Origin of the sequence: Rhizobium leguminosarum (assembly GCF_001679785.1) — a bacterium.
Lineage (GTDB): Bacteria > Pseudomonadota > Alphaproteobacteria > Rhizobiales > Rhizobiaceae > Rhizobium > Rhizobium leguminosarum_R.
Genome location: NZ_CP016286.1, coordinates 3,766,425 through 3,789,891, shown reverse-complemented (window position 1 = coordinate 3,789,891; position 23,467 = coordinate 3,766,425). Strand labels below are relative to the sequence as shown.

Sequence of the window (23,467 nt, the reverse complement as noted above, 5' to 3'; positions counted from 1 at the left end):
CAATGCGCCAAGAACGCACCGTCCAAGCCAATATATTCGATCTTTTCGCCGAACACGAGATCGGCCGCGAGCTGAAAGCCATGTCGCAATGGCTGGATGAGCATCGTGATCTGCTCGGGCTGGTAGCGCAGGACCTGCGCCGCCACGGCGTCAAGGAGACCGGCCGCGAGGGCCTGCCGGCGGAGGCCGTGCTGCGTTGCGCCCTGCTCAAACAACACCGTCAGTTGAGTTATGAGGAGTTGGCCTTTCATCTGGAAGATTCCGCCTCGTTCCGGGCCTTTGCCCGGCTGCCGTGGGGGTGGAACCCGAAGAAGTCGGTCTTGCACAAGACGATCAGCGCGATCCGGGCCGGGACCTTTGAAGCGATCAATCGCGTGCTGTTGACGAGCGCCCGGCAGGACAAGGTGGAACGCGGCAAGGTCGTGCGCATCGACAGCACCGTCACTTCGGCGCTGATGCACGAACCGAGCGACAGTAGTCTTTTGTGGGACTGCGTGCGGGTGATGGTGCGGCTGTTGCAGCAGGCGGCTTCCTTGGGCAGCGCCATCTCATGGCACGATCACTGCCGCGCGGCGAAGAAGCGATCCCGGGCGATCCAATTTACCCGCGGTCGTCCGAAACGAGTTCAGCACTATCGCGCGCTGCTCAGGATCACGCGCACCACCTTGAGCTATCTCGAACAGGCGGCGGCGCAACTGCCCTTGGCGGCGGGCCCGGCGGTCGAACTCTGGCAGGCCCAACTCCGCCACTATAAGCCGCTGATCGAACGGATCATCGCCCAGACCGAGCGGCGGGTCCTGGCCGGCGAGGCGGTGCCGGCTGGCGACAAGCTGGTCAGTTTGTTCGAGCCGCATGCCGACATCATCGTCAAAGGCAGCCGCGACGTCGAGTATGGCCATAAGATCAATTTGACCACCGGCACAAGCGGGCTGATCCTCGACCTCGTCGTCGAAACCGGCAACCCGGCCGACAGCGAGCGCTTGCTGCCGATGCTGGAACGCCACATCGGCATCTGGGGCGAGGCGCCGCGTCAGGCGGCGGCCGACGGCGGCTATGCCAGCCGCGATAATTTGAGCCGAGCCAAAGCCTGGGGCATCTGCGACATGGCCTTCCACAAGAAGTGCGGCCTCAGGATCGAAGACATGGTCAAGAGCCGCTGGGTCTATCGCAAGCTGCGCAACTTCCGCGCCGGCATCGAGGCCGGCATCTCCTGCCTCAAACGCGCCTACGGCTTGGGGCGCTGCACCTGGCGTGGGCTCGACCACTTCAAGGCTTATGTCTGGTCCTCGGTGGTCGCATACAATCTCGCCCTCTTCGCCCGCCTCAGGCCGACCTGACATCCCATGTCGCCAGCCAAAACCGGACCGGCGTGACGCCGGCAGTTGCCAATGCGCGCATGTCCACCAGAAATCCTGGCCGCCGCAATTAGCACCCATGAGCCACACCGCATGGCTTCAAAGCGGCCACCAAGCGGAACCCAAGTGCGCTGCAAGCTCAAGAAAACCAGCGTTTATGGACGGAAACTAGGTTATGCGCCGCTTCGCCGCCCACTCCGGACAGTGGGGCTGCGTTCGACGCCGGCCCTCACATTGCTGCGGTAGGCACACGAACAATCGGGCGGGCATTCCACACCGAGGGACAGCCTGCGGCGTGCAGTGGAAGTGTTGGATGAAACGCGGGTTCCCCTGAAGCGCTGTTGAGGTCGGTCGTTTCATTTACGTGCGACCAGTCCTATAATAGGGCGGGTGAGGCCGAACCAATGGACCGCAAGCTTTCCGCCATCCTCGCTGCTGATGTCGTGGGCTATTCCGCGCTGATGGAGCGCGACGAGGCTGGTACATTCGAGCGCCTTCGTGCGGGACGCAAGGAACTGTTTGAGCCGGATATTGCTCGTCATCACGGCCAGATTTTCAAGCTGATGGGCGACGGGATGCTCGCCGAATTTGGCAGCGTGGTGGACGCGGTGGAATGCGCCGTCTCGCTGCAGCGCGGGCTGGCGGAACGGAATGCCGCCGTTCCCGAGGACCAGCGGATCAGGGTCAGGATCGGGATCAATCTCGGCGAGGTGATCGTTGAGGGCGAGGACCGGTATGGCGAGGGCGTCAACGTCGCGGCCAGGCTTCAGCAGTTGGCAGACCCTGGCGGCATCTGTGTCTCGGGAAAGGTCGCCAGGGAGGTTGAGAAGAAGCTGGCTTTCGGTTTCGAGCCGATGGGCGAGCAGAAGGTGAAGAATATCGCCGAACCGGTACAGGCCTTCCGCGTCCTCCTTGAGGGACAAGCCCCACGCCAACCAGGGCGGTCATCGCCTTCGCGCTGGGTTTGGGCAGCAGCAGCCGTGCCAGTCCTTATTCTGGTCTTGGCCGGGACGGTCTGGCAATTCTGGCCGACCGCGACAGTAAGCGGCAAGCCGTCGGTAGCGGTGCTGCCGTTCGACAACTATGGCGGCGACGAGGCGACCGGACGCCTCGCCGATGGCCTCACTGAGGACATCATCACCGATCTGGCGGGGTTTCCTGAATTCCACGTGATCGCCCGTAACTCGACTGAACAATACCGGGACAAACCAGCCGTGCCGAGTGAAGTGGGTAAGGCGCTCGGTGCGGGATTTGTGGTCGAGGGTTCCATCCAGCGTCAGTCTGACCGCGTTAGAATTACGGCGCAGCTCATCGACGCCAAAACGGGCAAACATCTTTGGACGCAGCGCTGGGACCGGCCGGACGAGAATTTGTTCGCAATCCAGATTGAAATTTCCGAGCAGATTTCGAACCGCCTCGGCGGCGGCGCAGGTTTGGTCCAGGAGGCAGGCCGCATCACCGCCCACCGAAAGCCACCCGAGAATCTCAACGCCTACGAACTTTATCTGCTCGGCACCGAAAAACTCGAGCAAGTCAATCAGGCGGATGTCGAAGAGGCCGTCAGGCTGCTCACCCGGGCGGTTGAACTGGACCCCGGCCTTGCCCGCGCCTGGGTCGAACTTAGCCATTCCCATGGTGTCTTGATCGGTTTTGGGGTTGAAGCCGACAAGAACCGGGCTCTGTCTGCCGAGGCTGCCGAGCGCGCCGTCCAGCTCGACCCGAGCGATGCCGAAGCGCATGCTGTTTATGCCATGATTTTAGGCGATAGAGGCGAATTCGAACGCGCCAAGGCAGAGTTCGACACCGCGCTGCGCCTCGCTCCCGGCCAGTTCGAAGTTCTGACTTTCTATATCGATGGGGCCTCGACCTTCGGCGAGCCAGAGCGCACCGCGGAACTGGTCGACAAGGCGGTCAGTCTCAACCCCGGTTTCCCGATGTGGAGTGCCAGGATTTTCACTCATGCCTATTTCATGGCGGGCCGGTATGAGGATGCCCTGCGGATGCTGGACCGCTTGACGCCGGAAAACTATGGAAGGAAACACTGGGTTATGCGTTCTGGCGCGCTTGCGGCTCTTGGCCGAACTGAAGAGGCGAAGGTCTCGGTAACGGACGCACTCAGGCGGTTTCCCAATTTGACCGTCGAGGGATTTGTCAATATTCCCGGATTCAACGAAGCGGAGCGCCAGCGGTTGATCGAAACCATGCAGCTCGTCGGCTTTCCTGATTGCGCCAAAGCGGAAGAGCTCACGACGCTAAAGAAGCCGTTGCGCCTGCCGGAGTGTGCTTCGCCGCAATCGCGTTGACGAGCAGCCACAGATGACAAACGCTTCGAAGGGTCCGAGACGCGACCTTCGTTTCACCGACCGCGAAAGCCCAGATGCGGCGCTCGGCGCTCGTTGTTCGTTCCGGCCGGTGCAGGTCTGCACCGGAGATGGTAGGGGCTGGCGCGAGGGAAGGCTCCTCGAAACAGAACGTCCCTTTGCATGGCGCTTGTGGGAGTACATGTGGACCCCTGAAAAAGTGGGGCGATATATGCTGCGATGTCGCGCAATCGATGGGGCGGGGTGCGTGCAGCCCGACCTCCAGCGTTCCGACTGCGAGAGCTATGCGGCCAATTGGATCGTTCCAGTGGAGGTTACGGTCGTTCCCGAGCCACATACGTACCAGGAGGAATTCGTGATCTAGAGCCTTTCCGGGTTAGATTGAAGCATTCTGTTGGCTCAAACGGAGTCGGATGGCCGGTCGATCAGCCGGCCCGTTTCAGCCAACCCGAAGGGCCGGGCATCTTTTCGCCAGGACAAAGGCGATCGGCTCGGACGTACCTTGGGGTATGCCCGTCGCCAATCGCCTTTGTCCTGACGAAAATCTGCTCCGGCAGAATGCTTCAATCTAACCCGGAAAGGCTCTAGTCACCCGCATGGGCGGAATGGCGGCTTTTGGCGCAACTGCGAGCCGCGTTGTCACTGCGTCATGTCCGCTTTGCAGCTACAGCGACGGGGTGGCTCGATGACCATTATGAGGCGCATTGCTGCCGTGGTAGAGGTCGCATATCGGCCCAAAGCGCACACGAGGTTGCTCTGTCGTCCCTGCTGGCGGGGCTCGTCCATTCGAATTCTGGACGTCAAACGACCCACCTAGTCTAGTGCCCGTCCACAAACGGTAAACCACTGAAATTATTGGAGGAATAGCGATATTGCGACGGGCAAAGCCCGGCGGTTTCAGGTATACTTTAGATCAAGCCATTGATTCTAAAGACAAACCCGCAACCGCCGGAGCCGACAATGCGCCAAGAACGCACCGTCCAAGCCAATATATTCGATCTTTTCGCCGAACACGAGATCGGCCGCGAGCTGAAAGCCATGTCGCAATGGCTGGATGAGCATCGTGATCTGCTCGGGCTGGTAGCGCAGGACCTGCGCCGCCACGGCGTCAAGGAGACCGGCCGCGAGGGCCTGCCGGCGGAGGCCGTGCTGCGTTGCGCCCTGCTCAAACAACACCGTCAGTTGAGTTATGAGGAGTTGGCCTTTCATCTGGAAGATTCCGCCTCGTTCCGGGCCTTTGCCCGGCTGCCGTGGGGGTGGAACCCGAAGAAGTCGGTCTTGCACAAGACGATCAGCGCGATCCGGGCCGGGACCTTTGAAGCGATCAATCGCGTGCTGTTGACGAGCGCCCGGCAGGACAAGGTGGAACGCGGCAAGGTCGTGCGCATCGACAGCACCGTCACTTCGGCGCTGATGCACGAACCGAGCGACAGTAGTCTTTTGTGGGACTGCGTGCGGGTGATGGTGCGGCTGTTGCAGCAGGCGGCTTCCTTGGGCAGCGCCATCTCATGGCACGATCACTGCCGCGCGGCGAAGAAGCGATCCCGGGCGATCCAATTTACCCGCGGTCGTCCGAAACGAGTTCAGCACTATCGCGCGCTGGTCAGGATCACGCGCACCACCTTGAGCTATCTCGAACAGGCGGCGGCGCAACTGCCCTTGGCGGCGGGCCCGGCGGTCGAACTCTGGCAGGCCCAACTCCGCCACTATAAGCCGCTGATCGAACGGATCATCGCCCAGACCGAGCGGCGGGTCCTGGCCGGCGAGGCGGTGCCGGCTGGCGACAAGCTGGTCAGTTTGTTCGAGCCGCATGCCGACATCATCGTCAAAGGCAGCCGCGACGTCGAGTATGGCCATAAGATCAATTTGACCACCGGCACAAGCGGGCTGATCCTCGACCTCGTCGTCGAAACCGGCAACCCGGCCGACAGCGAGCGCTTGCTGCCGATGCTGGAACGCCACATCGGCATCTGGGGCGAGGCGCCGCGTCAGGCGGCGGCCGACGGCGGCTATGCCAGCCGCGATAATTTGAGCCGAGCCAAAGCCTGGGGCATCTGCGACATGGCCTTCCACAAGAAGTGCGGCCTCAGGATCGAAGACATGGTCAAGAGCCGCTGGGTCTATCGCAAGCTGCGCAACTTCCGCGCCGGCATCGAGGCCGGCATCTCCTGCCTCAAACGCGCCTACGGCTTGGGGCGCTGCACCTGGCGTGGGCTCGACCACTTCAAGGCTTATGTCTGGTCCTCGGTGGTCGCATACAATCTCGCCCTCTTCGCCCGCCTCAGGCCGACCTGACATCCCATGTCGCCAGCCAAAACCGGACCGGCGTGACGCCGGCAGTTGCCAATGCGCGCATGTCCACCAGAAATCCTGGCCGCCGCAATTAGCACCCATGAGCCACACCGCATGGCTTCAAAGCGGCCACCAAGCGGAACCCAAGTGCGCTGCAAGCTCAAGAAAACCAGCGTTTATGGACGGAAACTAGTCTATGATTCCGCGGAGTTCGTCGTTGCGCCAGGCGCTAGAAAATCTTCTCGGTGGGAAGTCCGAGCGCGAATGAACCCGCGTATTGCGCCTGGGCTCCGGGCTGCATCGGATGATAGCGAGCGCCCTGTATGTCACGGAAGCAGCGCTCCAGCCCGTTCTCTCGATAGAATGCCGCGCCGCCTGCGACCTCCATTGCAAGCTCCGTCACCTCGATAGCGTGCCGTGCGACCAAGGAGCGGCCGATCATAACCTCGTTGACGGTTTCCGCGGACGGTTCGTTTCGAGCAACTACCTCTAACATCCAGCGATGCGCGATCTGTGCGGCCCTCAGAGAGGTTTCCATGCGCCCGACCAACCCGATCACATGATCGCTGTTGGCCTTGCTACGGACCATCTTGACTGCGATGTCGCGGGCGCTCTCGGCGACGCCAAGATAGACCGCGTAGATCAGAGGAAACGCGATCATGGCGATGACTTGAAATACTGGATGCCATTGCCCCGCGCTTCTGGAAAATGCGACACTGGCATCCGGCACGAAGAGGTTTTCGATGATGATATCGTTTGACCCGGTTCCCCTCATTCCAAGTGTTCGCCACGTATCTTCTATCGAAACCTCTGGCGATGCCATCGGAACGCCGAAATGAATGACGGAGCGCGCGCCGTCCTGTTCTTCATAAACAGCACCGGTCATCAGGATGTTTCCTGCCGCCGCGCCGGAAGTGAAGCGTTTACGCGCGGTGATCCGGTATCCGCCATCAACTTTCATGGCCTTGCCCGATCCGCCGATCCAGTCCGATCCGCCGCTCGAGAGCAATATGATTTGCTCCGATGCAACACGTCTCAGGAGCGGCTCCACCGCGGCCACCTTTTGATGCCGCCAGCGCCAGGCGGGGATGGCGACTTGATGGGTATGCATGGAAAAGGCAAGCGCAGTGGACCCACATGCACGAGCAATGGATTTGAGCATCTCAGAAAGTTCGGGCACTTCCGCGCCCAGCCCGCCCAATTCGATTGGGACGCCTACCCGCACGAGTCCAGATTCCTTTAGAAGCGCGTAATTCTCGCCGACGAAGGTGTCGCTCTCGTCGATCGATGCGGCGCGTTGCGCGATGGTGGGCAGGACCGAATTGGTTAGTTCGATAATGGTCCGACCGCCGGCAAGGTTCTGTTTTGGTTCTGTAAGCCCGAGCATATCAATGCCTCCTATCTCGTGAGGATTGAGACTCTGCGCTCGTTTCACAATTGCGGCTAGTACACGAACTGTACTGAACCCCGCCGCCGTATGGCCAGGCAAGGAGCATTTGGCGGGCCGGTTGTTTTGCAATATTGTGCCTGATCCAGACCGGTGGAGGTCCTTATGGTAGAGCGTGACGGCTACGGGCAATTCTGTCCAGTATCAATGGCGTCGGAAATCCTCTGCTCGCGGTGGACGACCTTGGTCGTCCGCGAATTCCTTTGCGGATCGACGCGCTTTAATGAGTTGCGTCGCGGTCTACCAAAAATGTCTCCGGCACTCCTATCAAAACGACTGAAAGAACTGGAACAATCGGGCGTCATCACGGTGACAAGGAGTGCGAACGGCATTACCGATTACCAACTCACGGTAGCGGGCGAAGAATTGAGACCTCTGATCATAGGTCTCGGAAATTGGGCTCAACGGTGGATGGAATCGCGACTTTCCTTGAAGAATCTCGACCCTTCTCTGCTCATGTGGGACATGCGGCGGAGCCTCGATACAAGAAGACTTCCGACCCGCCGTTGTACGATACGGTTTCTGTACCCGGAACTTTCGGCCGCGCAAAAGAGCTGGTGGCTTGTGGTCGAAAACGGAAAAGTCGATCTCTGCAACTTCGATCCGGGCTATGATGTAGACCTTCTCGTTGAAGGGTCGCTCCGTTCGATGACCGCAATTTGGATGGGCCTCACGACCATACGTCAGGAAACCGATGCAGAAACGCTGAAACTTGAAGGGGACAGGGTCCTCGCGCGCGACATGCAGGAATGGCTCGGTCTTAGTGTGTTTGCCAAAACCCCCCGGATGAGGGCTTGAACCATCGAAGGCGAGTGGTTCTGACGGATACAGCCCAGCAACGAAGACTCGTCACCCAGCCGGAAAATTGGCACGCACTCCTGCAGAAGCCGATGCCCGCTCTTGGCGCATAGCCGCTCAATCGAACTGCTAAAACCGGAAATGTTTTCCCTAAGAGGCACGGCCCCGCACTCTGTCAAATCTCTGCATGCTCCGCTAGTTCCAACGCATCCTCGATGTCCACACCAAGATACCTGACCGTGTTCTCGATCTTGGTATGTCCGAGCAGGATCCGGATTGCTCGAAGATTGCCCGTCGCTTTGTAGATCATCGCGGCAGCCGCATCCTTCAACAACGAACAGATGTCCGCCTCGGCCCGAAAGCCGCCCCCGGTAGCGTTTGCTACCTGATCCCACTCTTCATGACAGTGCACCACCCTTGACGGATGGCCGTGATCGCCTAGTCTGCAACATCATCCTTCGGAGCATTTCCATGACGCAGTCTTTGCTCTTCGGCGCCTTTCTGGCGGCGCTCTTCTACGTGCTCATTCCAGGACCCGCCTTCCTGCAGCTGCTCGGCATCGGCGCCGGGCAGGGGCGCAAGGCCGGCGCCTTCTTCATGATGGGGCATCTGGTCGGGGACCTCATCTGGTCGTCTCTGGCGCTGATCGCGATCGTCGGGGCAAAGACGATCGGAACCTTCGTCTTCGACCTGCTCGGCCTTGCCTGCGGCTTCTACCTCGCCTGGATCGGCTGGAGCGCCGTCAATGCAAAGCCGAAAGCGGAGGGGCAGGCGCTTGTTATGGTCGAGCGGCCGTTTCGGCGCGGTCTGATCTTCGGCGTCACCAATCCGAAGGGTTATCCGGTGGCGCTCGCCACCTTCACCGCACTCGTTGCGGGCTCGGCCGGCGCGCTCGATTTCGAGGCGTTGCCGGTGCTGCTCGTCGTGTCGTTCGTCGGTTTCGTCACTGCCGACATCATCCTGATCGGCATCATCGGCGCCGGTACGGTGCGGCGCTTCTATCGTGCCCATGAGCGGCTGATCGTGCGCTGCTCTGGTGTGCTTTTCATGGGATTTGCCGCTCAGGCGCTCTGGCACGCAACGCCCGGCCTGCTCGGCTGGCGCAAGGCCTGACCTAGAATTTCGGGCATCATGGTCCGATCAGCCATCCAGAAAATTGACGATCGATTTCAGCGTCTGGACCTCATTGGGTTCGCCGATCGACATGGCGATCTGTAGCTGGTTCTTGTAATAGTCGAGGAAATTGAAGCTGGTGCCGTCGGTGACGCTGGAGAGATCGATGATGTTGCCGAGCGGATCGATCGCATGCATCGGCAGCGGTTCGGAGATCGCGGCATAGGTGTTCTGGTCGATCAGGCCACTGTCGAAACCCTGGCGCGCGTAATTACGCAGTTCTCCAGGGCTGACCGCGGTGAAATCCGGGCCTTCGCCAACATCGTCTTCGATCTGGAACGAGGCCGGGGCGGGAGCTCTGGTCTCGATTTGAATATCAGAGGTCTTCGAACTTTTTGCGTTATTAGGATCGTTTTTAAAAAGAAGACTCTGAGAAGACCGCACAGAAAAAATTTCCATGGCGCATGTCCCCTTACAAGAAGAACATCGGAAAACTAGCGCCTGCGCGTGATTCGCGTCAATCGTTAACGATTGGTTAATTTTCACGTATCAATTGTTGTCCACCAGATTTGGCAGGCGCCCGCAAAATTTGGCAGGCGGGGCAAAAGGTCCTTCCCGGCAACATACCAATTCTACGACAGCCCTCCTATATTGACGATCCATCTGCATGCCAAAAGGAATTCTCCGATGCCTTCTCCACATGATTTCAATCCGGCGCTGGTGACCTGGGACGGTCTTCACGGCCTGCCGCGTTTCGATGCTGTTGATGACGGCGATTTCGCCGCTGCCTTCGAAGCCGCACTTGCCGCGCATGAAAAGGAGATCGACGAAATCGCCGGAAACGGCGATGCGCCGACATTCGACAATACGGTCGTGGCGCTGGAGATTGCCGGTGACGCGCTGTCGCGCGTTTCGGCGCTGTTCTGGAACAAGGCAGGCGCCCATACCAATGACCTGATCCAGGCTCTGGAGCGGGAGATCTCGCCGAAGATGTCGCGCCACTATTCGAAGATCGGGATGAATGCAGCGCTTTTTGCCCGCATCGACACGCTCTGGGAGAACCGCGAGAGCCTTGGCCTGACGCTCGAACAGACACGCGTGCTGGAACGCCACTGGAAAGGCTTCGTCAAATCGGGCGCCAAGCTTGATAAGGCCGAGCAGGAAAAACTCGCCGTGATCGATGAAAAGCTCGCCGGCCTCGGGACGCAGTTCGGCCAGAACGTCCTGGCCGACGAAAAGGCCTGGGCACTGGTCCTTTCTGATAGGGCCGAGCTCGAGGGCCTGCCGGAATTCCTTCGCGACGCGATGGCGGGGGCAGCGCGCGAACGCGGCGAGGAGGGCAAATATGCGGTGACGCTGTCACGCTCGATCATCGAGCCCTTCCTCACATTCTCGGAGCGCCGCGATCTGCGCGAGCAGGCTTTCAAGGCGTGGGTGGCGCGCGGCGAAAATGACGGTGAGACGGACAACCGCGCTGTCATCAAGGAAACGCTGGCGCTGCGCCACCAAGTGGCGACGCTGCTTGGCTACGGCAATTTCGCCGAGCTGAAACTCGACAACACGATGGCGAAGACGGCGGATGCGGTGAACGGCCTGCTGAAGGCCGTCTGGGCGCGGGCGGTGAAACGCGCCGGCGAGGAGGAGATCGATATCGCGGCGCTGATTGCCGAGGAAGGCCGGAACCACGAGGTGATGCCCTGGGACTGGCGCCACTATGCCGAAAAGATTCGGGCGCGGAAGTTCGATTTCTCCGAGGCCGAGCTCAAGCCTTATCTGCAGCTCGAGAAGATCATCGAGGCCTGCTTCGACGTCGCCGGCCGGCTGTTCGGCATTCGGGCCGTCGAGAAGAAGGGCGTGGCCGCCTATCACCCTGACGTTAGGGTGTTCGAAATCAGGGACCGCGAAGACAAGCTCGTCGCCCTCTTCCTCGGCGATTATTTCGCCCGCAGTTCGAAACGATCAGGCGCCTGGATGAGCTCGCTGCAATCGCAGCACAGGCTGAAGCTGAAGAACGGCCGCCACGGCGAATTGCCGATCATCTATAATGTCTGCAACTTCGCCAAGCCGGCGGAAGGCAAGCCGGCGCTGCTGTCGCTCGACGATGCCCGCACGCTATTCCACGAATTCGGCCATGCGCTGCACGGCATGCTTTCGAACGTCACCTATCCCTCGGTTGCGGGAACCGGCGTTTCGCGCGATTTCGTCGAGCTGCCGTCGCAGCTCTATGAGCACTGGCTGACGGTGCCCGATATTCTGAAGCGCTATGCCGTGCATGTCGAAACCGGCGAGCCGATGCCGCAGGCCCTGCTCGACAAGGTGCTTGCCGCCCGCACCTTCAATGCCGGCTTCAATACCGTCGAGTTCACCTCGTCGGCGCTGGTCGACATGGCGTTTCACACGAGAACGGCCGTCGAGGATCCGATGGCGGTGCAGGCCGAGGTGCTGGCCGAAATCGGCATGCCGAAGTCAATCGTCATGCGCCATGCGACGCCGCACTTCCAGCACATCTTTTCCGGCGGCTATTCGGCCGGCTATTACTCCTACATGTGGTCGGAGGTGCTCGACGCCGACGCCTTTGCCGCCTTCGAGGAGACGGGAGACGCCTTCAACAGCGAGATGGCGCGCAAGCTCAAGGACAATATCTATTCCGTCGGCGGTTCGGTCGATCCGGAAGACGCCTACAAGGCCTTCCGCGGCAAGCTGCCGAGCCCGGATGCGATGCTCGTCAAAAAGGGACTTTCGACCTTCGAGGAATTGACAGGCAGCGACGCCTAAGACAATTTGATGACACGCTATGATGCGGCGGGGCGACAGCCTTGCCGCAGCTTTTGCGCGTTCCCCCCCTTTCGCAAACGCAAAAAAAACTGTATGGACGCCCCAAACTAATAGGCGCGTCCTCTAGAGCGTGCGCCCCAGCTTCAGAGATTTCACATATGTCACTTCGCAATATCGCGATCATCGCGCACGTTGACCATGGCAAAACGACCCTGGTGGATGAGCTTCTCAAGCAGTCCGGCTCGTTCCGCGAAAATCAGCGTGTCGCTGAACGCGTGATGGACTCGAACGATCTCGAAAAAGAACGCGGCATCACCATTCTCGCCAAGGCGACCTCGGTGGAATGGAAGGGTGTCCGCATCAACATCGTCGACACCCCCGGCCACGCCGACTTTGGCGGTGAGGTCGAGCGCATTCTCTCGATGGTGGATGGCGCGATCGTTCTCGTCGACTCCTCTGAAGGCCCGATGCCGCAGACGAAGTTCGTTGTCTCCAAGGCGTTGAAGGTCGGTCTTCGTCCGATCGTCGCGATCAACAAGATCGACCGTCCTGATGGCCGCCACGAAGAAGTCATCAACGAAGTCTTCGATCTTTTCGCCAATCTCGACGCGACCGACGAGCAGCTCGACTTCCCGATCCTCTACGGTTCCGGCCGCGACGGCTGGATGAACGTCAATCCGGAAGGTCCGAAGGATCAGGGTCTTACGCCGCTTCTCGACCTGGTGCTGAAGCATGTTCCGGAGCCGACCGTCCACGAAGGTCCGTTCACGATGATCGGCACGATCCTCGAAGCCAACCCCTTCCTCGGCCGCATCATCACCGGTCGTATCAATTCCGGTTCCATCAAGCCGAACCAGGCCGTGAAGGTTCTCCACGCCGACGGCAAGACGATCGAAACCGGCCGTATTTCGAAAATTCTCGCTTTCCGCGGCATCGAGCGCACGGCAATCGACGAAGCGCATCAGGGCGATATTATCGCGATTGCCGGCCTTTCCAAGGGCACGGTCGCCGACACCTTCTGCGATCCTTCGATCACAATACCGCTGCCGGCGCAGCCGATCGATCCGCCGACCGTCACCATGTCCTTCATCGTCAACGATAGCCCGCTGGCCGGCACCGAAGGCGACAAGGTGACTTCACGCGTCATCCGCGACCGTCTCTTCAAGGAAGCAGAAGGCAACGTCGCCCTGAAGATCGAAGAAGCCGAAGGCAAGGATTCGTTCTACGTGTCCGGCCGCGGCGAACTTCAGCTCGCCGTTCTCATCGAAACCATGCGTCGCGAAGGCTTCGAGCTTGCCGTGTCGCGTCCGCGCGTCGTGATGCACAAGGATGAAAACGGCCAGCTTCTGGAGCCGATCGAGGAGGTCGTCGTCGACGTCGACGAAGAACATTCCGGTGTCGTCGTGCAGAAGATGTCCGAGCGCAAAGCCGAAATGGTCGAGTTGCGTCCGTCGGGCGGCAACCGTCTCCGCCTGCGTTTCTACGCGCCGACCCGTGGCCTGATCGGCTACCAGTCGGAGCTACTGACGGATACACGCGGCACGGCGATCATGAACCGCCTGTTCCACGACTACCAGCCCTACAAGGGTGTGATCGGTGGCCGCGTCAACGGCGTGCTGCTCGCCAACGCCCCCGGCGAAGCCGTCGCCTATGCGATGTTCAACTTGGAAGATCGCGGCCCGATGATCATCGAGCCGGGCGAAAAGGTCTATGCCGGCATGATCATCGGCATCCATTCGCGCGACAACGACCTTGAAGTCAACGTCCTGAAGGGCAAGCAACTCACCAACATCCGCGCCGCCGGCAAGGATGAAGCGGTGAAGCTGACACCGCCGATCCGCATGACGCTTGATCGCGCGCTCTCCTGGATCCAGGATGACGAGTTGATGGAAGTGACACCGAAGAATATTCGTCTGCGCAAGATGTATCTCGACGCAAACGATCGCAAGCGTTTCGAAAAGACCAAGGCGGCGCTCTGAGCGCCATTCAAAGTGCTGCAGCGTCTTGGGTCTCTCGAAAAGAGGCGCGGCGCTGGAGAGAAATCCTTCAAAACCCCGGCCCTCGCGCCGGGGTTTTTTATTGTGCGCCGCGTCGATTCCGTCTTGTGACAATCGTTAAAAAAGCGTTAACTTTTGATCGTCGTCCACATATCAAGTCTGTGGGCAATCGATCACAATGCCTCTGTGCATATGGTTAGTTGCCTTCGGCGGGACCAGAGTAAACGTTATGAAGACGTTGTCGATCGATGTCCGGCGGGCCGAGCCGCAAGATGCCCGAGCCATATCGGAAACACACAGACTTGCCTGGCAACACACTTATGCGGGCATCATTCCGCATCGCGCGCTGACGCAGATGATCGAGCGGCGCGGCGAAAGCTGGTGGCGCAAGGCGACGCGCGGACCGGCAACGCTGCTGGTTCTCGATGTTGCCGGAACAGTTGCCGGCTATGCGACGCTCGGCCTCAACCGCGCCCGCGCTCTGCCGCAGGAAGGCGAAATTTACGAGCTCTATCTTCGGCCTGAGTATCAGGGCATCGGCCTCGGCAGGATGCTGTTCGGCGAAGCGCGCCGGCTCTTGAAGTCGCTCGGCTGCAACGGGCTGGTCGTCTGGTGCCTCGAGGATAACGAGACCGCCAGCCACTTCTACCGCAATCATGGCGGCGTCGATTTCTGCGAAGGCATGGAAAGTTTCGACCACAGGCAATTGAAGAAGATCGGCTTCATCTGGAGCTGAACGGCCGTTCAAGGTGCCACAGTGCGCTCGGCGTCTGAAAAGACGCCGCGGCGCTGGAGTCGATGTTCGCCTATCTCCTATTGGAAACTTTTGATGTGAATGTGGGCCGGTGCAGTCAAGCATTGGCGCTGTGCGATGTTGCGTTGCCACATGAAACTGATTATCTGGCTGCCAGCACATTCAACCTCGCGGGAGTTTCTTATGCGCATCGACGCCATTTCAATCGGCAACAATCCACCTGAGGACGTCAACGTTATCGTTGAGGTTCCGGTCGGCGGTCATCCCATCAAGTATGAGATGGACAAGGAAGCCGGCACGCTGGTGGTCGACCGTTTCCTCTATACGCCGATGACCTATCCGGGCAATTATGGTTTCGTGCCGCACACGCTGTCGGAAGATGGCGACCCGATCGACGTGCTGATCGCCAGCACCCGCCCGCTGGTTCCAGGCTGCGTCATCAACGTGCGCCCGATCGGCGTCCTGAAGATGGAAGACAATTCCGGCAAGGACGAGAAGATCATCGCCGTGCCGTCGCCGAAGCTGACGCTGCGCTATGAGAAGGTGAAGGACTACACCGATCTTCCCGAGATCACGCTGAAGCAGATCGAGCACTTCTTCGAGCACTACAAGGATCTGGAACCCGGCAAGTGGGTGAAGATCTTCGGCTGGGGCGACTCCAAGGAAGCAGGCGAACTCATCCTCGAAGCCGTCGAGCGCGCCAAGAAGAAAGGCTGATCGCTCAGCCTAAAAATATCTCGAGCTTTTTTACCAAATCCTCCGAATCGCCGTCGATCCGGAGGATTTTTTTGCACGCGGTCTCACCCGAGACGAGGCTGACGCTGGATTTGGGAATGCGCAGGGATTTTGCGATCAAAAGGATGAGTGCCTTGTTGGCCTTGCCTTTCTCGGGCACGGCAGCGACGCGTGCCTTCAGGAAGGCTTCACCTTCGCCGTCGGCCTCGATGCCATCGATCGCGTCACGCCCGCCATTCGGCGTCAGCCGGACGGCGAGGCGCAGATGGTCATCGAAAAGGCTCCAGGGACGGCTCAAGCGACCAGCGGGTACAGCGTGGTCCAAAGCAGGGTGCGCAGGAAGAAGATGATCAGCAGCAGGATGATCGGCGAAATGTCGATGCCGCCAAGGTTCGGCAGCCGGCTGCGGATCGGCTTCAGCACCGGTTCGGTGACATTATAAAGGAATGTGCCGACCGAATTGACGAACTGATTGCTGGAATTGATAACATTGAAGGCATAGAGCCAGGAAAAAATGGCACTGGCAATCAGGATCCAGGTGTAAATATTCAAAGCCAAATCAATGGTTTGAAACAGCGCAAACATCATCGTCTCCAATTCGTTGTTGACAGACATGTAGACATTGGCGACTAAACGGGCAAGTGCCGTGTGGAAACGCACGGTGAATCATGTTTAACGGGCGGCTTTGCCGCTATTCCGGCGCCCGTCTCCTCGGAAAACATCCATGTCGTTTTCGCCCACCGGAGACCGTTTTGCCGCGTTCCGGCATTCGTCCTACACGCGGTTCTTCTTCGCACGCTTCCTGCTTTCCTTCTCCCAGCAGATCGTCAGCGTCGCGGTCGGCTGGCAGATGTACGACCAAACGGGCAGCGCGATCTATCTCGGCTTGATCGGTCTCGTGCAGTTCCTGCCGTCGCTGCTGCTCATCCTCGTCACCGGTTCGGTGGCCGACCGATACAATCGCCGGGCGATCGCCGCCCTCTGCTCGCTGGTGAGCGCGCTCTGCACGCTGGCGCTGCTTGTCATGACTTTGATGGGAAGCTTTACGCCGCTGCCTGTCTTCGCGGTGCTTTTGATCTTCGGCATCGAGCGCGCCTTCATGTCGCCGGCAGTGCAGTCGCTGGCGCCCAATCTCGTGCCGGAGGAGGCACTCTCCAACGCCATCGCTTGGAATTCGTCGTCCTGGCAGCTCGCAGCAATTACCGGGCCGGTGTTCGGCGGCCTGCTCTACGGTGTCAGTGCGCCGACTGCCTATACGGTGGCGGTGATCTTTTCCGTGCTCGGTGCCGCCCTTCTCTACATGATCCCGAAACCGGTGCAGAAGACGACGGGCGAGACCAAGAGCTGGGCGATGATCCTCGGCGGCTTCAGTTTCATCCGCACCGAAAAGGTGGTGCTCGGGGCGATCTCGCTCGATCTCTTCGCCGTGCTGCTCGGCGGGGCCACGGCGCTGATGCCGATCTTCGCACGTGATATCCTCACCCTCGGTCCCTGGGGCCTCGGATTGCTGCGCGCCGCACCGGGACTTGGCGCCATCGTCATGGCGATCTTCCTTGCCGCCTATCCGCTCAGACATCGCGCCGGCATCTACATGTTCATCGGTGTCGCCCTGTTCGGCGTCGGAACGATCATCTTCGGCGTCTCGACCAACACCGAGGTCTCGATCGCGGCGCTGGCGCTGATGGGGGCGGCCGACATGGTGTCGGTCTATGTGCGCGAGAGCCTGATTGCGCTCTGGACGCCGGATCATCTGCGCGGCCGCGTCAATGCGGTCAACATGGTCTTCGTCGGCGCTTCGAACGAACTCGGGGAATTCAGGGCGGGCACGATGGCCGCGCTCTTCGGCGCGGTGCCGGCGGTCGTCATCGGCGGAGTCGGGACGCTTGTCGTGGCGGCGATCTGGGCGTCGAGTTTCCCCAAACTGCGTGGGATCGATACGCTCGACGCGCCTACCCCAGCGCAATCGATTTAGGGATTAAGCGCGAAGAGCGATGGAAGACGTCGCCTTCGCCGTCTTTCCCTCAAAGACGATGTCGAGAAATTCGGTCAGCCAGGCTTTCAGCGGCGCGTCGAACAGCATGCGGCCTTCGAGATGTTCGCGGCCCTGCTGGGCGTTCGGCAGGATGAAGCGATGGGCGCCATGCACGACCCAGCGATGCATCATCACCCGGGTCAGTTCGGCATGGAACTGCAGGCCCCAGGCGTTGCCCTCGTAGCGGAAGGCCTGGTTCGGATAGGCATCGCCTTCGGCCAGCAGGTCGGCGCCGTGCGGCAGCTCGAATCCCTCGCGGTGGAAATGATAGACCATCTTCGGCCAGTGCATCAGCAGGCGGCCCTTCTCGGTCGGGTGCAGCGGATACCAGCCGATCTCCGTCGAGCCGTCGGCATTCGACTGCACCTTGCCGCCGAGATGACGCACCAGCATCTGCGCGCCGAGGCAGATACCGAGGTAGGGGCGTTTTTCCCGGAGCGGAATGTCGATCCAGTCGATCTCCTTCTTGACGAAGTCATCGGGATCATTGGCGCTCATCGGCCCGCCGAAGACGACGGCGCCGGCATGGTCTTCAAGTGTTGTCGGAAGCGGCTTGCCGAGAACCGGGCGACGGATATCGAGACGGTAGCCCTTTTCGACGAGCAATTGGCCGACACGGCCGGGGCTCGACCGCTCCTGATGCAGGACGATGAGGATCGGGCGGCCGTCGCGGTTCGGGTTTTGCTCAGTCGGCATCATCTTGCGCAACCTGGACATCTGTCACCCTGGCGGCGGCCTCCTGCCGCTTCTGGATGCGCTCGCGCGAGGAGACGCCGAGCAGATCGGCGATACGCCAGATCACATGGTCTTCCATCTCGCTGCGTTCGCCATCCGCATAGACGATGTCCCAGAGGATGCCGATCAGCTCCAGCCGTTGCTCGGTATTGAGATGGCGCTTCAGGTCGGCGGTGAAGCGATAATAGTCGACGGCGGAGCTTTCGGCCTCGAGACCGGCGGCCATCAAAGCATCGAGCTGCTTGCCGTCGAGCGCATACTGCTCCTTCAGAAGCTTGCGGAGCCGCTTCTTCTCGCTGGCTTTGATCTGACCGTCGGCCTCCATGACTTGCATGCAGAGCGCTGCCACTGTGATGCGAGGATCATCAGGGGCGAAACCTTTCTTCGAGTTGTCGGCGGTGAGCTTCTGGAAGAATGCCTGAAAGCGTTCGAACATGCGGGTTTCGTTCCATTTCAGAAAAGGCGGAGCCGTGTCTTGGGTTCCGGTTCCACCCTGGGATCGCGAACGCCGGGATCATCAGGCAGTCCGCCAAAGAAAGGCTTCGCCTCGCTCGGCGCCGGCGCTTTGTCGCTCACGGGTTCGGCGGGTTTCGGTTTTGCTGGTGCCGGCGTGGGGCGCACAGCCTCGGCAATCGTCGCGGCGCGTTCCAGCTCAATGATGCGATGATCGTTGACCGGGCTTTCCGGCCTGACGTCACGCAGCGGCGGCAATGTCTTCAAAGCCGTTTCGATCGAGGCCGGGGCCGAACCATCTTCGAGCGCACCCTCGATCTGGCCGAAGGGCGCCTTCCATTCGAAGGCGTCGAGACGGCCGGTCACGGGCGATACCGGCAGCCATTTGTCCGACACGAAGCCGTCTGCCACCCAGGCCGGATCGCGCGGCGCCTTGAGCGCCTGGGCCAGCCAGTGGCGCACGCGGCCCTGGTCTCCGGTCTCGGCTTCTTCGATGTCGGCCAGCAGCAGGTAGGCGGCTTCACGCGGCTGCATGCGGGCCGCTGCTTCCGCTTTGGCGCGAGCCTTGGCGAATTCCTGCGCGTCGAGGGCTGCCTGGGCGACGACGAGAAGGGATTCGACGTTGTTCGGGCGCTGCCCTTCCAGCCGCTCGGCGCGCTTCAGCCGGTCGAGCGTCGAATCGCCGCTGCGAGCCCTGACATAGGCTTGGCCGATCTCGGGATGAGGTGCCGATTTCCACGCCTGTTCAAGGATCGAGGCGGCCTTGCGGACGCCGCCTTCGCGGAACAGCGCCTTTGCGGCGATGAGGGCTGCCGGAATGAAATCGGCGGCAAGCTTCAACGCCTGCAGGGCGTCGTCGCGGGCACCCGTCGGGTTGCTTTCCAGCTTCTCGCCGGCGCGCGCCGTCAGAAGGACGGCGTGCAGACGGTTGGCTTCGGCCTTTTCGACGACGCGGGCGGCCTTTTGCTGTTCGAGCAGGCGAATTGCATCATCCCAGCGGCCGGCCTGGCTGCGATATTCGAGCGTCGCCTGTGCGGCCCAGGGCAGATATGGCGCGTTGTCGGCAGCCTTTTCGGCATATTGGCGGGCGGCCTCGTTGGCCCCGAGACGGCGGGCTTCCAGATAGAGGCCGCGCAGACCGAGCTCGCGCGTCTCGGGATCGTTGGCCATGGCCTCGAACTTGGCGCGCGCCTCATCATGGCGACCTTCGATCAGGGCGGCCTGGGCCTCGAGCAGGTTGATCAGCGGTTCCTGATCGGCGCGGATCAGACCACGCGAGCGGGCGGCCATCTTGCGGGCAAGCAGCGCATTGCCGGCGCCGGCGGCGATCAGGCCGGTCGACAGCGCCTGATAACCGCGGTCCCGCTTGCGGGCGCGGAAATAACGCGTCACCGAATGCGGCGAGGTCCACACCAGGCGGACGAACCACCAGGCGATCATCACGGCGGCGACCAGCGCGATGATCGCGCTGGCGGCGACGATCAGCTTCGTCTGGTAGATCTGGCCCTCCCAGATCAGCGAGAGGTCACCGGGACGGTCGGCGAGCCAGGAGAAGCCATAGGCAAGAAGCAGCACGAAGAGGGCGAAGACGACAAGGCGGATCAGCATGGTCTCATCCTTCCTTGCCGGTGCCGGAGACCGCTTTCGACAGCGCCCCGCCGACCAGTTCCTCGACGCGAATGCGGGCTTCGAGCGATTGCTTGAAGGCGGCGGACGCCTGTTTGCCGAGGGCGGGCAGGCTGTTCCATTCGGCGGAAGCGCCGGGCAGGTCGCCGTTCTTCACCTTTTCCTCAATGCGGGCGGCGATGGCTTCGACGCTTTCACCCTCGATATTGCCGACGGGACGAACGGTCACCAGCGATTTGGCGCTCGACATCAGCCGGTCAGACCAGCTCTGGTTCGGATCCGGCTGGTTGACGGCTTCGACGATCGCGGTGGCGACATCGGGAACCTCGCCCACCAGCTCGGTGCGTGAGGGAATGCCGGTCTCGGCAAAGGCTCTAAGGTCGGCGACGGCTGGATCGTCGGGGGCGACGCCGGCGAAGGTGTCGAGTTCGGCCAGGAACGGGCCACCGCGATCGATCGCCGCCTTCAGGGCGGCAGCGGCGATCGCCCGGGCAACGGCGACGTCCTCGCGCGGCTCGTTCAGCTTCTTTTCGGCCTCTTCGAGGCGCTTGGCGATATCGGCGCGGTTCGTCGTTTGCTGCTCGGATGACTGGGCAAGCGTCGAGCGCAGCTGGTCGACCTGACTGGTCAGTTCCGCAATCTTCTGGTTGAGTGCCTCGACGTTACCAGAATCCGTCGGTGCGGCGACTGCGGGGGCCTTGGCAGCCGTTTCCAGCGCAGCGACGCGTTTCGCAAGCTCGCCGTCATCCGCGCTTGCCGGATTGGCAGCAAGGTTGGCGACGGCCTGTTTCAGGCCGTCGATCTCACCGGCAAGATCGGCCGTCTCCGGTGAGGTCTGCGGCGTGGAGGAGCCAGGGAGGTAACCCGCATACTGGATGGCGCCGGCGCCAAGCAGCGCTACGAGGCCGCCGAAGATGCCGGCGGCAATGAGACCGGAGGTGCCGGCGCTCTTCGGCGCAGGCTGTTCGGGAGGAGGGGTGAAGGAAGGTTCTGGAGCTGCCGGATCCTCCTCCGGCGCATCCATCAGAGGCTTCTCTTCATCTTCGGCATGCGACGCAGTCTCGGTTTCGGGCGGCAGGTCGACATCGGCAGCGGCGGTGCCGTCGGCGTCGGCAGTTTCATTGTCTACCGGTTTTTCTGTGTCTGCTGCAGCGGCGAATTCCTGTGCATCGAGGTCGATCGTGACCGGCTCGTCGGCGCTCTTCGAATGGCGTGGCGGGTTTCCCGATACCATGAGGTCCTCTTTATTCTGCATTGCAACGAAACTAGACAGTGATGCCAGTTAAGGGAAGAGGTTAGATCAAATTTGGGCGGTTAGAGCCTTCAAAGGAGCGACAAAAGGCTTTTCTCATCCGGCATCGGCGAAATCACTACGCTTTTTCGGAGTGCCGCCGGAACGCCCTCCGTCACCGCCTCGCTGAGGCAGAAAAGGCGGATTTCGCTGTGTTCCGGCACAGCGGATCGCAGTTCCCGCACGCGAAAGAAATCCTCGGCCGTCTGCCGGGAATAGAAGAGAATGGCCTCAGGGCGAGAGCTAGAGAAAATCGCTTCGATCTCAGCCGGGCCGGGAACGACCGGCTGCATACGATAACATTCGACGACGGAAAAATGGATGCCGAGTTCGCGCAATCTTGCTTCAAAAGTCTCGGCGCGCGGGGTGCCAGCGAGGTAGAGCAGCATGCCCGGTTTGTCCGCCGCGACGAGATCGGCGAGATGACGGCCGTTGCCATGGGATGAGGCGACCGATCGGAAGCCGAGGCTGCGCGCCTCTTCCGCCGTCGTTTCGCCGACCGCAAAAAGCGGACGGGCAAGATGCGGGGGAAGTTTCTCGCCGAGCGCGGAGAGGACCCTGATGGCTTCGGCGCTGGTCACCGCGATTGCGCCACTGGTGATGGCGAGCGCGTCTGCGGCGGCATTGCTGTCGTGCAGCGGCTGACGCAGCGGGAGCAGTAGGGGCTCGTGGCCCATATCGCGCAGACGTTGTGCGGTTCTAGTCGCCGAATGCGCGGGGCGGGTGACGAGCACGCGCATGGCCGCTTCAGCGCCAGTCGTCGAAAAAGGCGCTGCCGGCCCTGGCGCGTACGTCCTGGCCGGCGCGGGTGCCGAGGGCCGCGGCATCCCGGCGGTGGCCGTCGGTCGTCACCGCATGCTGGCTGCGGCCGTCGGGGGTGATGATGAGGCCGGAGAACCGGATCAGGTCGCCTTCGCAGACGGCATAACCGCCGATCGGCGTGCGGCAGGAGCCGTCGAGCGCGGCGAGGAAGGCACGTTCGCAGGAGACGGTGTCGAAGGTCGGGCCATCGTTAACAGGCGCCAGCAGATCGTCGACCCGGGCGTCGCCGATGCGGCTTTCGATGCAGATTGCTCCTTGCGCCGGCGCCGGCGGGAAGGTGTCGGGGTCGAGGATATCGGTCAGAACGTCGACCTTGCCGAGACGCTTCAGGCCGGCAAGCGCCAGCAGGGTCGCATCCACCTCGCCCGCTTCGAGCTTGCGCAGGCGCGTTTCGACGAGGCCGCGGAAGGTGACGACGTTGATATCCGGCCGCATGCGGCGGATCAGCGCCTGGCGGCGGAGCGACGAGGAACCGACGGTGGCGCCATGCGGCAGGTCGATCAGCTTTCGGGCGGTGCGGCCGATGACGGCGTCGCGGATATCCTCGCGCGGCAGGTAGGCGGAGAGATAAAGCCCCTCGGGCAGCTTCGTCGCCATGTCCTTGGCGGAATGCACGGCGAAATCCAGCTCGCCGGCGGCAAGCTTCTGTTCGAGCTCTTCGGTGAACAGGCCCTTGCCGCCGATCTCGGCCAGCGACCGGTCGGTGATGCGGTCGCCCTTGGTGGTCAGCACGACGATCTCGAACATGTCCTCGGGCAGATGATGCGCCGCCATCAGCCTGTCGCGGGCCTCATGCGCCTGGGCAAGCGCCAGCGGGCTGCCCCGAGTGCCGATCCGGAAAGGTTTTGTTTGCATCCGCTCTATTCCGTTGTTACCGGAGTTCTCGTAAACGGGTTTCCATCCCATCGCAATCAACGAACA

At 61.3% G+C, this 23,467-nt stretch carries 21 protein-coding genes; 10 read left to right on the top strand and 11 right to left on the bottom strand.

Annotation, left to right across the window (positions count from 1 at the left end):
- Positions 1 to 2: 2 nt before the first annotated feature.
- From BA011_RS18565 to BA011_RS18555, 3 genes are all read left to right on the top strand, one after another.
- Positions 3 to 1,337 (top strand): ISNCY family transposase, encoded by a 1,335-nt coding sequence (locus BA011_RS18565; protein WP_065279157.1) that lies wholly within the window; start codon positions 3 to 5, stop codon positions 1,335 to 1,337.
- A gap of 422 nt (positions 1,338 to 1,759) precedes the next feature.
- The gene (locus tag BA011_RS18560; protein ID WP_065281533.1) at positions 1,760 to 3,658 is read left to right on the top strand and encodes an adenylate/guanylate cyclase domain-containing protein; all 1,899 of its coding nucleotides are present in this window, start codon (positions 1,760 to 1,762) and stop codon (positions 3,656 to 3,658) included.
- A gap of 978 nt (positions 3,659 to 4,636) precedes the next feature.
- Entirely contained in the window at positions 4,637 to 5,971 is a 1,335-nt protein-coding gene (locus BA011_RS18555) for an ISNCY family transposase (RefSeq protein ID WP_065280293.1), read from the top strand.
- A gap of 226 nt (positions 5,972 to 6,197) precedes the next feature.
- Here the strand turns inward: BA011_RS18555 and BA011_RS18550 are convergent, their stop codons facing one another.
- On the bottom strand, positions 6,198 to 7,355 hold the full coding sequence (locus tag BA011_RS18550; RefSeq protein WP_065281532.1) for an acyl-CoA dehydrogenase family protein: 1,158 nt from the start codon (positions 7,353 to 7,355) through the stop codon (positions 6,198 to 6,200).
- A 165-nt stretch (positions 7,356 to 7,520) separates the two neighbouring features.
- Here BA011_RS18550 and BA011_RS18545 point away from each other — a divergent pair, with 165 nt between their 5' ends.
- The gene (locus BA011_RS18545; protein WP_065281531.1) at positions 7,521 to 8,213 is read left to right on the top strand and encodes a winged helix-turn-helix transcriptional regulator; all 693 of its coding nucleotides are present in this window, start codon (positions 7,521 to 7,523) and stop codon (positions 8,211 to 8,213) included.
- Between the two features lie 175 nt (positions 8,214 to 8,388).
- On the opposite strand, the gene BA011_RS41770 is transcribed toward BA011_RS18545, so the two are convergent.
- Positions 8,389 to 8,547, bottom strand: coding sequence for a hypothetical protein (locus BA011_RS41770; protein WP_208642159.1), 159 nt, complete (start codon positions 8,545 to 8,547; stop codon positions 8,389 to 8,391).
- Positions 8,548 to 8,684: 137 nt separating this feature from the next.
- Between BA011_RS41770 and BA011_RS18535 the strand changes: the two genes are divergently transcribed.
- Positions 8,685 to 9,326: a LysE family translocator gene (locus tag BA011_RS18535; protein ID WP_065281529.1), complete on the top strand. Its 642-nt coding sequence runs from the start codon at positions 8,685 to 8,687 to the stop codon at positions 9,324 to 9,326.
- A gap of 27 nt (positions 9,327 to 9,353) precedes the next feature.
- Here BA011_RS18535 and BA011_RS18530 read toward each other — a convergent pair whose 3' ends face one another.
- Positions 9,354 to 9,785 (bottom strand): hypothetical protein, encoded by a 432-nt coding sequence (locus BA011_RS18530; protein WP_065281528.1) that lies wholly within the window; start codon positions 9,783 to 9,785, stop codon positions 9,354 to 9,356.
- Between the two features lie 228 nt (positions 9,786 to 10,013).
- Between BA011_RS18530 and BA011_RS18525 the strand changes: the two genes are divergently transcribed.
- The 4 genes from BA011_RS18525 to ppa all read left to right on the top strand — a co-directional run bounded on the left by BA011_RS18525 (position 10,014) and on the right by ppa (position 15,569).
- Positions 10,014 to 12,101, top strand: a complete 2,088-nt coding sequence (locus BA011_RS18525) for a M3 family metallopeptidase (RefSeq protein WP_065281527.1) — start codon at positions 10,014 to 10,016, stop codon at positions 12,099 to 12,101.
- A gap of 158 nt (positions 12,102 to 12,259) precedes the next feature.
- Positions 12,260 to 14,080, top strand: a complete 1,821-nt coding sequence (gene typA / locus BA011_RS18520; RefSeq protein ID WP_027666911.1) for a translational GTPase TypA — start codon at positions 12,260 to 12,262, stop codon at positions 14,078 to 14,080.
- Between the two features lie 247 nt (positions 14,081 to 14,327).
- Positions 14,328 to 14,834: a GNAT family N-acetyltransferase gene (locus BA011_RS18515; protein ID WP_003543622.1), complete on the top strand. Its 507-nt coding sequence runs from the start codon at positions 14,328 to 14,330 to the stop codon at positions 14,832 to 14,834.
- A 201-nt stretch (positions 14,835 to 15,035) separates the two neighbouring features.
- Positions 15,036 to 15,569: an inorganic diphosphatase gene (gene ppa / locus BA011_RS18510; RefSeq protein ID WP_011653868.1), complete on the top strand. Its 534-nt coding sequence runs from the start codon at positions 15,036 to 15,038 to the stop codon at positions 15,567 to 15,569.
- A 4-nt stretch (positions 15,570 to 15,573) separates the two neighbouring features.
- Here the strand turns inward: ppa and BA011_RS18505 are convergent, their stop codons facing one another.
- Positions 15,574 to 15,885 carry a DUF167 domain-containing protein gene (locus BA011_RS18505; RefSeq protein WP_065281526.1) on the bottom strand — a complete coding sequence of 104 codons (312 nt, stop codon included), beginning with the start codon at positions 15,883 to 15,885 and terminating at the stop codon, positions 15,574 to 15,576.
- A complete protein-coding gene (locus BA011_RS18500; RefSeq protein WP_003543619.1) occupies positions 15,882 to 16,172 on the bottom strand; it encodes a YggT family protein in 291 nt (96 codons plus the stop codon). The genes BA011_RS18505 and BA011_RS18500 overlap by 4 nt, the downstream gene beginning before the upstream one ends.
- 139 nt (positions 16,173 to 16,311) lie before the next feature.
- Between BA011_RS18500 and BA011_RS18495 the strand changes: the two genes are divergently transcribed.
- Positions 16,312 to 17,559, top strand: a complete 1,248-nt coding sequence (locus BA011_RS18495; protein WP_065281525.1) for an MFS transporter — start codon at positions 16,312 to 16,314, stop codon at positions 17,557 to 17,559.
- A gap of 3 nt (positions 17,560 to 17,562) precedes the next feature.
- Here the strand turns inward: BA011_RS18495 and BA011_RS18490 are convergent, their stop codons facing one another.
- From BA011_RS18490 to hemC, 6 genes are all read right to left on the bottom strand, one after another.
- The gene (locus tag BA011_RS18490; RefSeq protein ID WP_065281524.1) at positions 17,563 to 18,336 is read right to left on the bottom strand and encodes a glutamine amidotransferase; all 774 of its coding nucleotides are present in this window, start codon (positions 18,334 to 18,336) and stop codon (positions 17,563 to 17,565) included.
- The gene (locus tag BA011_RS18485; RefSeq protein WP_065281523.1) at positions 18,305 to 18,790 is read right to left on the bottom strand and encodes a TerB family tellurite resistance protein; all 486 of its coding nucleotides are present in this window, start codon (positions 18,788 to 18,790) and stop codon (positions 18,305 to 18,307) included. Before BA011_RS18485 ends, BA011_RS18490 begins: the two co-directional genes overlap by 32 nt.
- A gap of 17 nt (positions 18,791 to 18,807) precedes the next feature.
- Positions 18,808 to 20,415, bottom strand: a complete 1,608-nt coding sequence (locus BA011_RS18480; protein ID WP_065281522.1) for a heme biosynthesis protein HemY — start codon at positions 20,413 to 20,415, stop codon at positions 18,808 to 18,810.
- Between the two features lie 4 nt (positions 20,416 to 20,419).
- Positions 20,420 to 21,688, bottom strand: a complete 1,269-nt coding sequence (locus tag BA011_RS18475; protein WP_186806459.1) for a COG4223 family protein — start codon at positions 21,686 to 21,688, stop codon at positions 20,420 to 20,422.
- A gap of 68 nt (positions 21,689 to 21,756) precedes the next feature.
- Complete coding sequence (locus BA011_RS18470) at positions 21,757 to 22,464, bottom strand: uroporphyrinogen-III synthase (RefSeq protein ID WP_065281520.1); 708 nt, start codon at positions 22,462 to 22,464, stop codon at positions 21,757 to 21,759.
- 7 nt (positions 22,465 to 22,471) lie between these two features.
- Positions 22,472 to 23,401 carry a hydroxymethylbilane synthase gene (gene hemC / locus BA011_RS18465; protein ID WP_065281519.1) on the bottom strand — a complete coding sequence of 310 codons (930 nt, stop codon included), beginning with the start codon at positions 23,399 to 23,401 and terminating at the stop codon, positions 22,472 to 22,474.
- Positions 23,402 to 23,467: the final 66 nt, after the last annotated feature.

What these genes read in the sequence shown, in the direction of transcription:
- BA011_RS18515 (WP_003543622.1), top strand. Translation starts at nt 14,328, where the DNA reads ATGAAGACGTTGTCGATCGATGTCCGGCGGGCCGAGCCGCAAGATGCC.
- BA011_RS18500 (WP_003543619.1), bottom strand. Translation starts at nt 16,172, where the DNA reads ATGTTTGCGCTGTTTCAAACCATTGATTTGGCTTTGAATATTTACACC.
- BA011_RS18485 (WP_065281523.1), bottom strand. Translation starts at nt 18,790, where the DNA reads ATGTTCGAACGCTTTCAGGCATTCTTCCAGAAGCTCACCGCCGACAAC.
- BA011_RS18470 (WP_065281520.1), bottom strand. Translation starts at nt 22,464, where the DNA reads ATGCGCGTGCTCGTCACCCGCCCCGCGCATTCGGCGACTAGAACCGCA.
- BA011_RS18560 (WP_065281533.1), top strand. Translation starts at nt 1,760, where the DNA reads ATGGACCGCAAGCTTTCCGCCATCCTCGCTGCTGATGTCGTGGGCTAT.
- typA (WP_027666911.1), top strand. Translation starts at nt 12,260, where the DNA reads ATGTCACTTCGCAATATCGCGATCATCGCGCACGTTGACCATGGCAAA.
- BA011_RS18495 (WP_065281525.1), top strand. Translation starts at nt 16,312, where the DNA reads ATGTCGTTTTCGCCCACCGGAGACCGTTTTGCCGCGTTCCGGCATTCG.
- BA011_RS18545 (WP_065281531.1), top strand. Translation starts at nt 7,521, where the DNA reads ATGGTAGAGCGTGACGGCTACGGGCAATTCTGTCCAGTATCAATGGCG.
- BA011_RS18555 (WP_065280293.1), top strand. Translation starts at nt 4,637, where the DNA reads ATGCGCCAAGAACGCACCGTCCAAGCCAATATATTCGATCTTTTCGCC.
- BA011_RS18480 (WP_065281522.1), bottom strand. Translation starts at nt 20,415, where the DNA reads ATGCTGATCCGCCTTGTCGTCTTCGCCCTCTTCGTGCTGCTTCTTGCC.
- hemC (WP_065281519.1), bottom strand. Translation starts at nt 23,401, where the DNA reads ATGCAAACAAAACCTTTCCGGATCGGCACTCGGGGCAGCCCGCTGGCG.
- BA011_RS18525 (WP_065281527.1), top strand. Translation starts at nt 10,014, where the DNA reads ATGCCTTCTCCACATGATTTCAATCCGGCGCTGGTGACCTGGGACGGT.
- BA011_RS18530 (WP_065281528.1), bottom strand. Translation starts at nt 9,785, where the DNA reads ATGGAAATTTTTTCTGTGCGGTCTTCTCAGAGTCTTCTTTTTAAAAAC.
- BA011_RS18550 (WP_065281532.1), bottom strand. Translation starts at nt 7,355, where the DNA reads ATGCTCGGGCTTACAGAACCAAAACAGAACCTTGCCGGCGGTCGGACC.
- ppa (WP_011653868.1), top strand. Translation starts at nt 15,036, where the DNA reads ATGCGCATCGACGCCATTTCAATCGGCAACAATCCACCTGAGGACGTC.
- BA011_RS18565 (WP_065279157.1), top strand. Translation starts at nt 3, where the DNA reads ATGCGCCAAGAACGCACCGTCCAAGCCAATATATTCGATCTTTTCGCC.
- BA011_RS18475 (WP_186806459.1), bottom strand. Translation starts at nt 21,688, where the DNA reads ATGCAGAATAAAGAGGACCTCATGGTATCGGGAAACCCGCCACGCCAT.
- BA011_RS18535 (WP_065281529.1), top strand. Translation starts at nt 8,685, where the DNA reads ATGACGCAGTCTTTGCTCTTCGGCGCCTTTCTGGCGGCGCTCTTCTAC.
- BA011_RS18490 (WP_065281524.1), bottom strand. Translation starts at nt 18,336, where the DNA reads ATGTCCAGGTTGCGCAAGATGATGCCGACTGAGCAAAACCCGAACCGC.